At 67.4% G+C, this 13855-nt stretch carries 9 protein-coding genes, 1 pseudogene and 1 other annotated feature; of the genes and pseudogenes, 9 read left to right on the top strand and 1 reads right to left on the bottom strand.

The window, feature by feature from the left end:
- Positions 1-140 precede the first annotated feature (140 nt).
- From ABD210_RS17795 to ABD210_RS17780, 4 genes and pseudogenes are all read left to right on the top strand, one after another.
- Positions 141-1175 (top strand): AAA family ATPase, encoded by a 1035-nt coding sequence (locus tag ABD210_RS17795; RefSeq protein WP_344112706.1) that lies wholly within the window; start codon positions 141-143, stop codon positions 1173-1175.
- Between the two features lie 4 nt (positions 1176-1179).
- On the top strand, positions 1180-2172 hold the full coding sequence (locus tag ABD210_RS17790) for a DUF58 domain-containing protein (protein WP_344112704.1): 993 nt from the start codon (positions 1180-1182) through the stop codon (positions 2170-2172).
- Entirely contained in the window at positions 2172-3125 is a 954-nt protein-coding gene (locus ABD210_RS17785; protein WP_344112702.1) for a VWA domain-containing protein, read from the top strand. Before ABD210_RS17790 ends, ABD210_RS17785 begins: the two co-directional genes overlap by 1 nt.
- Before the next feature lie 518 nt (positions 3126-3643).
- A pseudogene (locus ABD210_RS17780) lies at positions 3644-4869 on the top strand (IS3 family transposase); the annotation flags it as partial.
- Positions 3922-4053: a sequence feature (AL1L pseudoknot), on the top strand. It overlaps the preceding pseudogene by 132 nt.
- A gap of 218 nt (positions 4870-5087) precedes the next feature.
- Here the strand turns inward: ABD210_RS17780 and ABD210_RS17775 are convergent.
- Positions 5088-8408: a glycoside hydrolase family 9 protein gene (locus ABD210_RS17775; RefSeq protein WP_344112701.1), complete on the bottom strand. Its 3321-nt coding sequence runs from the start codon at positions 8406-8408 to the stop codon at positions 5088-5090.
- A 392-nt stretch (positions 8409-8800) separates the two neighbouring features.
- On the opposite strand from ABD210_RS17775, the gene ABD210_RS17770 reads away from it, so the two are divergent.
- From ABD210_RS17770 to ABD210_RS17750, 5 genes are all read left to right on the top strand, one after another.
- On the top strand, positions 8801-10084 hold the full coding sequence (locus ABD210_RS17770; protein WP_344112699.1) for an ABC transporter substrate-binding protein: 1284 nt from the start codon (positions 8801-8803) through the stop codon (positions 10082-10084).
- Entirely contained in the window at positions 10081-11037 is a 957-nt protein-coding gene (locus tag ABD210_RS17765) for a carbohydrate ABC transporter permease (RefSeq protein ID WP_344112698.1), read from the top strand. Before ABD210_RS17770 ends, ABD210_RS17765 begins: the two co-directional genes overlap by 4 nt.
- On the top strand, positions 11034-11879 hold the full coding sequence (locus ABD210_RS17760) for a carbohydrate ABC transporter permease (RefSeq protein WP_344112697.1): 846 nt from the start codon (positions 11034-11036) through the stop codon (positions 11877-11879). The genes ABD210_RS17765 and ABD210_RS17760 overlap by 4 nt, the downstream gene beginning before the upstream one ends.
- A gap of 67 nt (positions 11880-11946) precedes the next feature.
- A complete protein-coding gene (locus ABD210_RS17755; RefSeq protein ID WP_344112695.1) occupies positions 11947-12960 on the top strand; it encodes a LacI family DNA-binding transcriptional regulator in 1014 nt (337 codons plus the stop codon).
- A 182-nt stretch (positions 12961-13142) separates the two neighbouring features.
- Positions 13143-13640 carry a DUF3145 domain-containing protein gene (locus ABD210_RS17750; protein ID WP_132193951.1) on the top strand — a complete coding sequence of 166 codons (498 nt, stop codon included), beginning with the start codon at positions 13143-13145 and terminating at the stop codon, positions 13638-13640.
- The last annotated feature ends 215 nt before the right edge of the window (positions 13641-13855 follow it).

Below are 13855 nucleotides of genomic sequence, written 5' to 3'. Positions count from 1 at the left end.
CGGAAGTGTCCCGATTTGGCTGGGTGGGGAGGATAGGAGCGGGCCCGGGCGGGGCGTGCTCGTGCGCGGCCCCAGGGATCTGATGGAATGGCGGGAGTTCCCGAGCACACAAGGTCCGTGTGGACCCCGGAAGGACAGGCATGACCGAAACCACTGTGCCCGCTGGGTCAGTCGCCCAGCAGTCCCACCTGGTGAGCGAGGCCATCAACGAGGTCAAGCGTGTCATCGTGGGGCAGGAGCACATGGTCGAGACGCTGATGGTGTCGCTGCTGGCCAAGGGGCACTGCCTGCTCGAGGGCGTGCCGGGTGTCGCCAAGACGCTGGCCGTGCGGACCTTCGCCTCGGTCGTCGGTGGCTCGTTCGCCCGGATCCAGTTCACCCCTGACCTGGTGCCCTCCGACATCGTCGGCACCCGGATCTACCGGCAGACCCGCGAGGCGTTCGACATCGAGCTCGGCCCGACCTTCGTGAACTTCGTCCTCGCCGACGAGGTGAACCGGGCGCCGGCCAAGGTGCAGTCGGCGATGCTGGAGCTGATGGCCGAGCGGCAGGTGTCGATCGGCGGCCAGACCTTCCCGATGCCGAAGCCGTTCATCGTGATCGCGACCCAGAACCCGATCGAGTCCGAGGGCGTCTACCCGCTGCCCGAGGCGCAGCGGGACCGGTTCCTGGTCAAGATCGACGTGCCGCACCCGCGCGGGCATGAGGAGTTCGAGATCCTCCGCCGGATGAGCGTTGACCCGCCGCAGGCTCGTCAGGTGCTCCAGCCCGAGACGATCATGGAGCTGCAGCGCTCGGCCGAGCAGGTTTTCGTGCACAACCTGGTGGCGGAGTACGCGGTTCGCCTGGTGATGGCGACCAGGACGCCGGCCGACTTCCACCTGCCAGACCTCGAGCCGATCATCGAGCTCGGCGTCAGCCCGCGTGCCACCCTGGGCCTGATCTCGTCCGGCCGCGCGCTCGCGCTGATCCACGGCCGCGACTACCTGCTGCCCAGCGACATCCAGACCGTCGCGCTCGACGTGATGGGCCACCGCCTCGGCCTGACCTTCGACGCGGTCGCCGACAACATCGACCCGCGCGCGGTGATCGAGCGCATCCTCGCCACCGTGCCGCCGCCGCAGCCGGTCTGGCGGGACGGCAACGACGGCTCCGGGCGCCCGGAGTTCGTGTAGCTCTATGGCAGCCAAGCGACCTGACCCCCGGGCTGCGATGACGATCTCGCAGCTCGCTCCGGAGCGTGCGCTGCGCCGGCTGGAGCTGACGGTCGTCCGCCGGCTCGAGGGCTACCTGCACGGTGAGCACCTCGGCCTGCTGCCGGGCCCCGGCACCGAGCTGGCCGAGGCCCGCGAGTATCAGGTCGGCGACGACGTCCGCCGGATGGACTGGGCGGTGACAGCCCGTACTACGGTTCCGCACGTCCGCGACCTGATCGCGGACCGTGAGCTGGAGACCTGGGCGATGGTCGACCTGTCCGCGTCGATGGACTTCGGCACCAGCCAGCTCGAGAAGCGTGAACTCGCGGTAGCGGCCGTCGCGACCGTCGGGTTCCTCACGCATCGGCTCGGCGACCGCTTCGGCGGCCTGATGCTTCGGGACTCGGCCCTGCGCCGCTGGCCGGCGCGATCCGGTCGACTGGCGCTCTACGGGCTGCTCCGGGCACTGCTCGCGGAGAAGGGCAACGGCGACCACCAGGCCCGCAGCGACCTCGCCGGCGCGCTCGACTCGATGGCGCGCACGCAGCGCAAGCGCGGCCTGCGGGTGATCGTGTCGGACTTCCTCACCCCGGAGGACGGCGAGATCGACAGCCGGCTGGAACCCTCCTGGGAGCGAGCGATGCGCAAGCTGACCGCGCAGCACCAGGTGCTGGCGGTGGAGATCGTCGACCCTCGCGAGCTGGAACTGCCGAACATCGGGGTGGTCATGATCGGCGATCCGGAGACGGGCGCGATCCGTGAGATCGACACCCGTAAGCGCCGGGTTCGCGAGGAATATGCTGCGGCCGCACTTGCTCAGCGGGAACGAACCAGGATCGCCCTACGTAGGGTAGGAGCGGGGCATCTGGTTCTGCGGACCGACCGCGACTGGGTCGCCGACACCGTGCGGTTCGTCCTCGCCTACCGCCGAATGGCGCCACGCCTGCACCAACCGCCGAAGGGAGTGGCTCGCTGATGCAGTTCCTGTCTCCGGCCAGACTGTGGTTCCTGCTGTTCATCCCGCTCGTCATCGCGGGGTACATCTACCTCCAGCACCGCAGAGCGCAGTACGCGCTGCGCTTCACCAACATCGCCCTGCTGGACCGGGTCGCACCGCGGCGGCCGCAGTGGCGCCGGCACCTGGCGGTCGTCATGGCGCTGCTAGCGGCGACATCCTGCATCCTGGCGTTCGCGCAGCCCAAGGCCCAGGTCAAGGTGCCGCGGGAGCGGGCCACCATCGTGGTCGCGATCGACGTCTCGCTGTCGATGATGGCCACCGACGTCGACCCGAACCGGCTCGAGGCCGCGAAGAAGTCGGCGAAGAACTTCGTCAGCCAGCTGCCGGCCAAGTTCAACGTCGCGCTGGTCAACTTCGCCGGTACGGCGGCCATCATCGTGCCGCCGACCACTGACCGCGCAACCGTGCAGCGCTCGATCGACGGGCTCGAGCTGGCGGAGTCCACCGCGACGGGCGAGGGCATCTTCACGTCGCTACAGGCACTCACCCAGGTCCCGCCGGATCCCCAGCACCCGAACGACCCGGCGCCGGGTCGGATCGTGCTGCTGTCCGACGGCAAGCGGACCGTGGGACGCACCGCGCAGGAAGGTGCCCAGGCGGCGAAGGCGAAGAACACGCCCGTCTACACGATCACCTTCGGCACCGACTCCGGCTTCATCGAGATGGACGGCATCCGGCAACGGGTCCCACCGGACCGCGCCGAACTGCGCAGCGTCGCCGAAATCACCGGCGGCAAGGCCTACACGGCCGAGTCCGCCGGCGAGCTCGAGGACGTCTACAAGGACATCGGCTCCTCGGTCGGTTACGACAAGGTCGACAAGGAGGTGACGGCGAGATTCGCAGGCATCGCCATGCTCTTCACCCTCGCCGCCGCCGGCGCCTGCATCGCCCTAGCGTCCCGCTTCCCCTAACCCCGCCTCACGTCCTTGCGTCCTTGCGCCCGCTCGTCCTCGCGTCCTCGCGTCCTCGCGTCCTTGCGTCCGAAGGAGCGAGGGGCCTGCCCCCGGATCCTTCGGACGCAAGGAGTTGGTTGCGGTTCTCGGGTTTTTGCGTCCGAGCGGGTGTGGGGTGTGCCCCCGGGTCGTTCGGACGCAGGGGGTTGGTTGTGGTTCTCGGGTTGTTGCGTCCGAGCGGGTGTGGGGTGTGCCCTCGGGTCGTTCGGACGTACGGGGTCGGTCACGGTTCTCGGGTTTTGCGTCCGAACGGGTGTGGGGCCCCCCCCCGGATCCTTCGGACGCAGGGGGTTGGTTGTGGTTCTCGGGTTTTTGCGTCCGAGCGGGTGTGGGGTGTGCCCTCGGGTCGTTCGGACGCAGGGGGTTGGTTGTGGTTCTCGGGTTGTTGCGTCCGAGCGGGTGTGGGGTGTGCCCTCGGGTCGTTCTGAACCGCCCCGGCATGTCTGGAGACTTCATTTGTTGGAAGGATGAAGTCCATGGGACGTCCGTCGTCGTATTCGCCCGAGATCCGTGAGCGCGCGGTCCGGCTGGTTGCTGAGTCCAAGGCTGACTATGGCTCGGAGTTCGAGGCGATCAAGTCGGTTGCGTCGAAGCTGGGGATCGGGTCGGCCGAGACGCTGCGCAAGTGGGTCCGCCGGGCCCAGATCGATGCCGGGCAGCGGCCCGGGGTCACGACCGAGGAGTCGGAGCAGCTGAAGGCGTTGAAGCGGGAGAATGCCGAGCTGCGGCGGGCGAACGAGATCTTGAAGTCGGCAGCGACTTTCTTCGCGGCGGAGCTCGACCGCCCACAGCGATGATTGTTGCTTTCATCAACGATCACAAGGACCGGTTCGGGATCGAGCCGATCTGCAGGGTGCTGTCCGAGCATGGCTGCAAGATCGCCCCATCCACCTACTACGACAACGCGAATCGTCAAGCCAGTAAGAAGAAACTCCGCGATGCCGAACTGATCGGCGAGATCGAGAAGGCACGCAAGAACCAGTTCGTGCGGCTGTTCGGGGCGCGCAAGATGTGGCTGCATCTACGGGCACTGGGGCACGATGTCGCTCGCTGCACCGTGGAACGGCTGATGACCCAACTGGGCATCAGTGGCGTGGTCCGCGGCAAGACACCGCGGACCACCATCGCTGATGAGTCCGCGAACCGGCCGCCGGACCGGGTCGATCGCCGCTTCGTCGCCTCGGCACCGAACCGGTTGTGGGTAGCCGACTTTACTTACGTGGCGACCTGGACCGGGATGGTCTACGTCGCGTTCGTGATCGACGTGTTCTCCCGCCGGGTCGTCGGCTGGAGAGCAGCCACACAGATGACCACGCCGCTGGTCCTGGACGCGCTCGAGATGGCGTTGTGGACCCGCCGAAAAGACGGTGTCACCGACCTGGCCGGGCTGGTGCACCACAACGATGCCGGCTCCCAGTACACCTCGATCGCGTTCACCCAGCGCCTCCTCGACGAGGGCGTCGACGCCTCGGTCGGGTCCGTCGGCGATGCCTACGACAACGCCCTGGCCGAGTCCCACATGGGCCTGTTCAAGTCCGAACTGATCCACTCCTACGGGCCCTGGAAGGACCGCGACCACGTCGAAGCCCAGACCCTGGACTGGGTCCACTGGTTCAACACCCAGCGGCCTCACGAGTCGATCCAGGACCTGACACCGATCCAAGCCGAGCAGACTTACTACACTCACCGAACCGGTCTCGCCGAGGCCGGTAAACACGTAACGAAGTCTCCGGACTCGCCGGGGCGGCTCATTCGGACGTACGGGGTTGGTTGTGGTTCTCGGGTTGTTGCGTCCGAGCGGGTGAGGGGCGTGCCCTCGGGTCCTTCGGACGCACGGAGTTGGTTGCGGTTCTCGCATCCTTGCGTCCGAGGAAGGGTGGGGCGGGGCCCCGGATCCTTCGGACGTAAGGGGGCGGTGCTCTACGTTCCGTTGATCAGTTGTACTGCGAGGTCGGGGCTGAACTGGCCCGCTGGGATGGTGGGGGCGGTTCCGCAGGGGCCGTCCGAGTTGCCGGGGACCTTTACCCACAGGAGCAGTTCCGCGCCACCGCCGCCGCCGACCTGACTCGTCGTCCCCAGCTTGCGCCCGGCCGGGTTACACCACTGGCCGTTCGACCCGTTGCCGTTACGGCTGGTGTCGACCACGAAAGGTTTCGGGCTGGACAGGCCGCTCCGCACATTGGTCGCATACGTGACCGACGCCGAGGTCGTGTAGTAGTTCGACACGTTCACCACGAACCCGTGCGCGTTCGCGATCCCTGCGCCGTTCAGGCGTTGCGCCATCGTGGCAGCTGGGACCCAGCCGGCATTGCCCGCGTCGAGGTAGGCCCAGGTGTTCGGCGCTCGGTCGCGGAACTGCTGGGTGGCGAAAGCAAGCATGCCGTTGCGCTCGGCAATGGCCGCGGAGTCCATGCACTCGAAGTCGCCGAGCGCGTCCGGCTCGATGATGATGATCGCCGGCCGGGTGCCGATCGAGTCGGCGAACGCCGCGATCCAGGTCCGGTACGCCGCGGGTGATCCCGCGCCGCCGCCCGAGTGACCGCCACACGCATCGCGGCCAGGCAGGTTGTACGCGACGAGGATCGGCAACCGGTCGGCATTGTCGGCAGCTCCGACGAACGCGCCGACCGCAGCGCCGATGGTGGTCCCCGGTGTGTTGCCGAACCACTTGGCCATCGGCTTGGTCGCGATGCCGGCGTTGATGCTACCGGCCCGGGAGTCGCTGCCATGACTCTTCACCCAGGTCGCGGGCGTCGAGTTCGGATCGACATAGAACCCGTTCGTCAGCTCCACTGGACTAGCCAACACCTTCGCCGGCGCATCCGCATCACCCGCCGCAGCACCCGCCGAACCACGCGCCGCAGCACCGGCCGGACCACCCGCCGCATCGCTTGCCGGACCACGCGCCGCATCACCCGCTGCAGCACCGGCCGGACCACGCGCCGCAGTACCCGCCGCAGCGCCGGCCGTCGGAGTGCCACCTGCGGCCGGGCTCGCAGTATGGCCCTCGGCGTCGGCGAAGGCGGTCATCCAGGCGAGGGCGGAGTTCCAGTTCACCGCTACCTCGTTGGTCGAGTAGGAGCCGATGTCGTCGACGTAGCACGCCGCCGGCGAACATCCCTGAAGGTTGCGTTGGGCAACCGGATCCTGCAGCCCGGAGTTCGGTCCACCAGCCATGGATCCCGGAGCGGGCGACGGCAGCGACGGATCCAACGAGTGGGCCCAGAACCGGTGGTGCTGGTTGTGGCTCGCGCGCTCACCATAGCCGGTTACGTACGACTGGTTGATCGCGTTCCGCCCGAGCAGATAGTCGAGCGACTCCAGCGCCGCGTCGCGGTACTTTCGAGTGCCGGTCAGGTCATAGGCCGTTGCCATGATCATCGAGTTGTTGGCCACCGCGCTGTTGGATCCCCACACGTACTTCCCGTCAGCCGGGAGGTAGGGGTTGGCGTAGCCCTGCGCCCCGATGTCGGCGACATACTGATCGGCGACGTTGCTGAGGCGCTTACGGAGTTTCGCCTGGTCGGGCGGAGAAAGCCGCCAAGGCACCCGCGCGAGGGCGAGATCCGCGAGCCCACCGGTCTCCTGCCAGGAGAACCCGTCCGCCGCCTTCAACTCGGTGGTGATCGCGCGCTTGTACGACGGAAGACCCGTCGTCGCGAAGTTCTCGGCCGCCGCCCAGGAGAACTCGTCGGTCACCTTCGTGTCGTCGTACGCTCCGCCGCCTTCGCCGCCGTCCGGGGCGTAGATCGCGGGATGCTGCTGCGCCGCCTTCCACGCCTTGTCAGCAGCGATCAGACACTTCGCCGCGAACTTGAGATCCCACCTCGCGAAGACTCGCGCGCACCGAGCACCGACTGCCGCGACGTTCAAGGTGGCAGCGGTCGATGGGGGATAGAGGTAGCGCGGCTGAGCATCGGCCGCGGGCCGGGTCGGCAGGCCGGTCCACTTCTCGTCGTGGATCTTGTGGTGGACCATCCCGGCCAACGGCTGACCGGCCGGCACCTGCATCCGCAGCAGGAAGTCGATCTCCCACTTCGCCTCGTCGAGGACGTCGGGATCACCGTTGCCCGCTTCAGGAATTCGGAGCGTCCCGTCGGCGACGCCACGATCGCGATTGTCGGCAGATCGCTCGTACAGGTCGAGCAACTGCCACGCCGCGAGCGCCCCGTTCACGACGTACTTGCCGTGGTCTCCGGCGTCATACCAACCACCCCGTACGTCGAGGCTGTAGCCGCAGGTCCCCGGGAAGCAGGGGACCGACGTGTCGCCCCGGTTCGGCGCGACGCCGAGATGGCCGGCAGGTCGGGCGTGGGCGTCGCCCACGTAGGCGGCCTCGATCGGGGTGCCGCTCCGGTTGTTGTAGAAGTACGCGAGCGCGTCCCGGCGGAGCGGCTGGTAGAGGTTGTCGCCGATGTCGAAGGGCTCGCTCAGCTCGGTCCCGACGGCGAGCCGATACCCCTGGCCCGAGCCACGGAAGGTGCCGAAGTCCACGAGTTGCACGTTGTCCCCGGACATCGCGTCCGCGCCGTACGGGGTCGTCGTACCGGTCGCGACCGGCTGGTCCGCGGAGTCCAGCAGACTCCAGCTGAGCGGACTCGTCGCCGCAGTCACCACGGTCGCGCGCTTGGGGCCGTCGGAGAGGTAGCCGAGCTGGTTCACCCGCACCGGAGAGCCGAGATCCCGTGCCCCACCAGGTGGCACGATCCCGCCGACGAAGGAGATGTTGTCCAGGCACAGCGTGTAGGGCTCGGTCGCGCCGCCCGCCTGGAAGGTGACCTGGCCGTGCGAATCTGTCACGGTCGAGGTGCCGGTGAACTGAAACGTCTGCGACGTCGTGCCGACCGTGACCCCCTTGTTCAGCACCGTTGTGTGCGGAGCCGCCGCCAGCTGGACGGCTGTGCGGAACTGGACCGCGCGGCTGGCCGACGCGTCGAACCGCAGCGTGTACGGCTGCCCGCTCTCCAGCGGCACGTCGTCCTGCCCGATCATCGAGTCCCACGGGTTCACCGTGCCGCCCGGGATCTGCGCGCAGAGCTTGCCGTCGGTGACACCCGACGAGGTGTTCCCACTGCTCCACCACGGACTCTTGCTGCCGGAATCGAAGGACCCGTTCAAGACCCGCTCGTACTGCGGGGCGTCGGCTGGGGCCGCCTGGGCGGAGAAGGTCGGCACTGCAAACGGAACAGCAAGGGAAAGGGCGACCAGGGCGGTACCTGCCCGCCGTCGGATTGTGGACATGCGGTGCCTCCGGAAGGCTGAACGGGAGGGTAGGGAATGAGCAAGAGAATGAGCAAGAGCAAGAGCAAGAGAATGAGCAAGAGAATGAGCAAGAGCGCTGGGAGCGCTTTCAACTCTGGCCATCGATCCAGCGGCGTCCCTGAGCATGCTGCCCACGGGGTCGGGGCGTGTCAAGACTGAAATTCGCCCGAAATTGCCTCTTCCCAGACCGAGCCGGTTGCTCTATGGTCGCTGGAAGCGCTCCCAGTTTTGGTGCCGATCACCGCCCTTCGTCAGCGATCGAAGGGATCCGCCGGGCGCTGACTCAGCGGCGTCACCGTGGCCTCAGTGCCGGTATCGCTGGGAGCGCTTCCAGTTTCTGTAGGTCTCATTGTTCGGCCCGAGGAGGGTCCATGTTCATGCGATGCGGGAAAGCGCTTACCGTCGCAGCGGCGGTCGCGTTGCTCGTTGCCGGCTGCGGCGGGAAGTCCGGCGACGAGGCGGCGGCCGGAACGGTCACGCTGACCGTCAAGACGTTCGGCCAGTTCGGCTACGACGACCTGATCACGCAGTACGAGTCGTCCCATCCGGGCATCAAGATCAAGCAGGAGAACATCGCCAAGCTGGCCGACTACACGCCCAAGCTGCAGCAGTGGCTCACTGCGGGCAGCGGCGCGGGCGACGTCGTCGCGCTGGAGGAGGGCATTCTCGTCAAGCTGATGGGCAAGCCCGACCAGTTCGTGAACCTGCTCGACCAGGGCGCCGGTGACTTGCAGGGCAACTTCCTGGACTGGAAGTGGAAGCAGGCGTTGACGCCGGACGGCAAGAAGCTCGTTGGCCTGGGCACCGATATCGGGGCCCAGGGCATGTGTTACCGGACCGACCTGTTCGCGAAGGCCGGACTGCCCACCGATCGCGCCAGGGTAAGCGAGCTCTGGCCGACCTGGGACGGCTACCTTGCCACCGGCAAGCGTTTCGCCGCGGCCGACACCGGGGTGAGCTTCTTGGACACGGCCGGACCGGTCTACCAGAACATCCTGATGCAGCAGGGCGACCAGACGTACTTCGATCGCGACAACAAGTTGATCGTCGACACGAACCCCGGAGTCCGGACCGCCTGGGACCGGACGGTCGCGATGATCGACGCCGGGCTGTCCGGCAAGATCCAGATGTGGAGCCCGGCCTGGAACGCGGGCTTCAAGAAGGGCACGTTCGCGACCATCCCGTGCCCGGCCTGGATGCTCGGCGTCATCAAGGACCAGGCCGGTCCGGAGAACGCGGGCAAGTGGGACGTGGCCCGGGTGCCGGGGGAGGGCGCCGTGCGTGGCGGCTCGTTCCTGGCCGTGCCGGCACAGAGCAAGCACCCCAAGGAAGCGGCTGAGCTGGCGAAGTTCCTGACCAGCCCGCAGGGGCAGACCGCGGCCTTCAAGGCGAAGAACAACTTCCCCTCATCGCCGCAGGCGATCGACGACCCCGCGGTGTCCAGTGCGGTGAACACATACTTCAACAATGCTCCGGTCGGAAAGATCTTCGGCCAGTCCGCGAAGAGTCTTCGCCCGGTTTACCTGGGCCCGGACAACCAGGTCGTCGGCGACGGCATCGGTGACGCCCTGACCGCTGTCGAGCAGGGCAAGCTCAAGCCCGACGAGGCGTGGACGAAGGCACTCGACGACGCCAAGCGAGCCGTACAGAAGTGACTGCGACCCTCACCCCCCGGCCGGTCCGGCAAGTTGCCGCGCCGGCCGCCGGTCAACGAGCCTGGTTGAACCGCCTGGATCTGCACGGTTCTCCCTACTTCTTCATCGCGCCGTTCTTCATCCTGTTCTCGCTGTTCGGTTTGTTCCCGCTGGCCTACACCGCGTGGGTCTCGCTGCGGTCATGGGACCTGACGGGTGACGCCGGCTTCGTCGGGCTGGCGAACTACTCGCGGCTGATGGGCGACCCGGACTTCTGGAACGCGATGGTGAACACCCTCGGCCTGTTCGTGCTGTCGACCGTGCCGCAACTGTTCTTCGCGTTGATCATCGCGGGCCTGCTGAACCGGCCGATCCGCGCGCTGATGGTGTTCCGCCTCGGCGTACTGGCTCCGATCGTGACCTCGGTCGCGGCGGTCGCGATCGTCTTCGGGCAGCTCTACGGCCGGGATGCCGGCCTGGTCAACGGGTTGCTCGGGCTGGTGGATGTCGGCCCGATCGACTGGCAGGCGAGCAAGGGTTCGTCCTGGTTCGCGGTCGCGAGCATGGTCAACTGGCGCTGGACCGGCTACAACGCGCTGATCTACCTGGCCGCGATCCAGGCGATCCCGCGCGAGCTCTACGAGGCGGCGCAGCTCGACGGGGCCGGTGCGATCCGCCAGTTCCGCGCGATCACCGTGCCGCTGATCCGGCCCGCGTTGATCTTCACCATCGTGATGTCCACGATCGGCGGCATGCAGCTGTTCACCGAGCCGCTGCTGTTCGGCCAGGGCGACATCTCGGGCGGGAGTCTGCGGCAGTTCCAGACCATCGCGATGTACATGTTCGAGCAGAGTTTCCAGAACTTCGACTACGGCTACGGCTCGGCGATCGCCTGGATGATCTTCCTGCTCACCGTGCTCGCGGGGATCGTGAACGCGCTGATCGCGCGGCGGCTGAAGGGCGGCACCCGATGAGGCTCAGGGCGAGGCGTGACGCGCGGTCCGGCAACACCCTGGTCTATCTGACGCTGCTGGTCAGCCTCGTGCTGTCCGTCTTCCCGCTCTACTGGCTCTTCGTGGTCGCCACCCGGTCCAACGACGTGGTCGGCCAGCTGCCGCCGCCGCTCGTGCCGGGCGGCAATCTCGGCGCCAACGTCCGCCGGCTCTTCGGTGCCGAACAGGCCAACTTCGCGCTCGGCCTGTTCAACTCCGCGGTCGCGTCGATCGCCGTCACGGTATCGGTGGTGTTCTTCTCCTCGCTGGCCGGCTTCGCCTTCGCGAAGCTGCGCTTCCGCGGCCGGAACGCGCTGTTGATCGCCGTCCTCGCGACCATGATGGTCCCGGTGCAGATGGGGATCGTGCCGCTCTACATGGTGATGGTGAAGCTCGGCTGGCAGAACCAGTTGCAGGCCGTCATCGTGCCGTTCCTGGTCTCCGCCTTCGGCGTCTTCCTGATGCGCCAGTACGCCGAACGCGCCGTACCGGATGAGCTCATCGAAGCGGCCCGGCTGGACGGGTGCAGTACGTTCGGCCTGTTCGTCCGGGTTGTGGCCCCCGCGCTCCGGCCCGGTGCCGCAGTACTGGGGTTGTTCACCTTCATGGGCACCTGGAACGAGTTCCTCTGGCCCCTGGCGATCCTGGAGGCGGACAACCCGACCGTGCAGTTCTCGCTCAGCCAGTTGGCAACGCAGTACTACACCGATTACACACTGATGTTCTCCGGCACGCTGATCGCAACTGTGCCGCTGTTGCTCGTGTTCATCCTGTTCGGCCGTCAGTTGATCAGCGGCATCATGGACGGCGCTGTCCGGTCATGAGCGGGCTCGTCCGCTCATGACGGGGATAGGCTTTCGGCCAGGCAAGGCAGACAAGGAGAAGGATCAGGTGGCGACCGAGACGCCCAGACGGCAGCCCACGCTCGATGAGGTCGCCGAGCGGGCCGGTGTGTCGCGGTCGGCCGCGTCGCGGGTGATCAACAACGCGCCGCACGTCAGCCGCGCCAAACGAGAAGCCGTACGCCGTGCCGTCGACGACCTGGGATACGTGCCCAACGCAACGGCCCGGGCCTTGGCCACCCAGCAGGTCGGGGCGGTCGTGCTGGCGATCTCGGGGGATGACCCCGCGATGTTCGCGGATCCCTTCTTCGCGGAGGTCGTCGTCGGAGTGAACTCTGTGCTGGAGGAGACCGACCTCGAGCTGATGCTGTCGCTCGCCACGTCCACGCGCGGCCAGGCGCGGCTCGAGCAGTTGCTGCGAACCCACCAGGCCGACGGCGTGATGCTGATGTCGCTGCACGGCGACGACCCCTTGGCGGCTCTTGCGGACCAGGTCGCAGTGCCCGTGGTGTTCGGCGGTCGCCCGTTGAACTTCGAGCCGCGGTACTACGTCGACGCCGACAACCGAGGCGGTGCCCGGCTGGCGACGGAACACCTCGTCGCGGCCGGCCGGACCAAGATCGCCACGATCACCGGTCGGATCGACGAGGGCGCCGGTATGGCCCGACTCCAGGGCTTTCAGGACGCGCTGGCGGTGGCGGGGCTGGACAGCAGCCGGATCGAGCACGGCGACTTCAGCGAGGACGGCGGGAGTCTCGCGATGAGCAGACTGCTCGAGCGCTACCCGGACCTCGACGGAGTGTTCATCGCCTCCGACCAGATGGCGGTAGGCGCGCTCCGGGTGCTCGGCCAGGCCGGACGATCGGTGCCGGGGGATGTAGGCGTCGTCGGCTTCAACGACATCGCCAGCGCCCGCCACACTGCGCCACCCCTGACTACCGTCAACCAGCCCATCCACGCCCTCGGCCGCGAAATGGCCCGCATGCTGCTCGCCCTGATGGCAGGCGAACAACCGAGCCCACTGATCCTCCCGACTCGCCTGGTCGTCCGCGGCTCCGCCTGAGGGGTCGCGGCGCCGCGGTCCGGAGTACGGGCATGAACTGCGACACGACGGTGATGTAGTTGACACGGCGAGGTTGCTGGTGTTGGTGGGGTCGGTGGTGCACTATGTACTAGCTGTCCAGGACTTTCGAGACGGTGTTCGAGAACGCTGGGGAAGGCGCCCCTCGAGCACAGGAGGTCCCGGTGGCGACGACTCGTGGCGTTCTTTACGTCCACACGGTGCCGTCAGCGTTGTGCCCGCATGTCGAGTGGGCAGCGGGCGGCATCCTTGGCGTGCCCGTGAAACTGGACTGGACCCCGCAACCCGCGGCCCAGGGCACTTATCGGGCCGAGCTGTCGTGGCAGGCCGAGGCCGGCACGGCGGCCAAACTGGCGTCCGCTCTTCGCGGTTGGCAGAAGTTGCGCTTCGAGGTCACCGAGGAGCCGAGCAACGGCGTCGAGGGTGAGCGCTACTCCTTCACCCCGACGTTGGGCGTTTTCCACGCGACCACCGGAGTTCACGGCGACATCATGGTGCCGGAGGAGCGGCTGAAGGCCGCGATGCTGAAGGCGGCCAGCGGTGAAGCCGACCTGACCGAGGAGGTTGAGCGCCTGCTCGGTCGACCGTGGGACGACGAACTCGAGCCGTTCCGCTATGCCGGCGACGGTGCTCCTGTCCGTTGGCTGCACCAGGTCGTGTGAGCCGGAGTCCCTTAGAGAACAGGCGTTTGCGGGAAACCGGACGTTTCCTGAGAACTTCTGAAGAAAGCAGTGAAGGAGCAGATTTCTTCCAACTTTTCGCCGATGCTGGGAGTCAGACTTTTTCGCCAGGTGGGAGGAGCCGTGGCCGCTGGGCCACCGGGTGTCGGGACACCCCCGGTTGTCGAAAACAGCGGCCGCACCACTTCGAAGGGCGC

Source organism: Kribbella alba (assembly GCF_039529635.1).
Classification (GTDB): Bacteria; Actinomycetota; Actinomycetes; order Propionibacteriales; family Kribbellaceae; genus Kribbella; species Kribbella alba.
Note: the sequence above shows the minus strand (reverse complement) of the source record. Positions and strands in the feature narration are given on the sequence as shown.

Coding starts and splice junctions, on each gene's coding strand:
- ABD210_RS17795 (WP_344112706.1), top strand. CDS start 141: ATGACCGAAACCACTGTGCCCGCTGGGTCAGTCGCCCAGCAGTCCCAC.
- ABD210_RS17790 (WP_344112704.1), top strand. CDS start 1,180: ATGGCAGCCAAGCGACCTGACCCCCGGGCTGCGATGACGATCTCGCAG.
- ABD210_RS17785 (WP_344112702.1), top strand. CDS start 2,172: ATGCAGTTCCTGTCTCCGGCCAGACTGTGGTTCCTGCTGTTCATCCCG.
- ABD210_RS17775 (WP_344112701.1), bottom strand. CDS start 8,408: ATGTCCACAATCCGACGGCGGGCAGGTACCGCCCTGGTCGCCCTTTCC.
- ABD210_RS17770 (WP_344112699.1), top strand. CDS start 8,801: ATGTTCATGCGATGCGGGAAAGCGCTTACCGTCGCAGCGGCGGTCGCG.
- ABD210_RS17760 (WP_344112697.1), top strand. CDS start 11,034: ATGAGGCTCAGGGCGAGGCGTGACGCGCGGTCCGGCAACACCCTGGTC.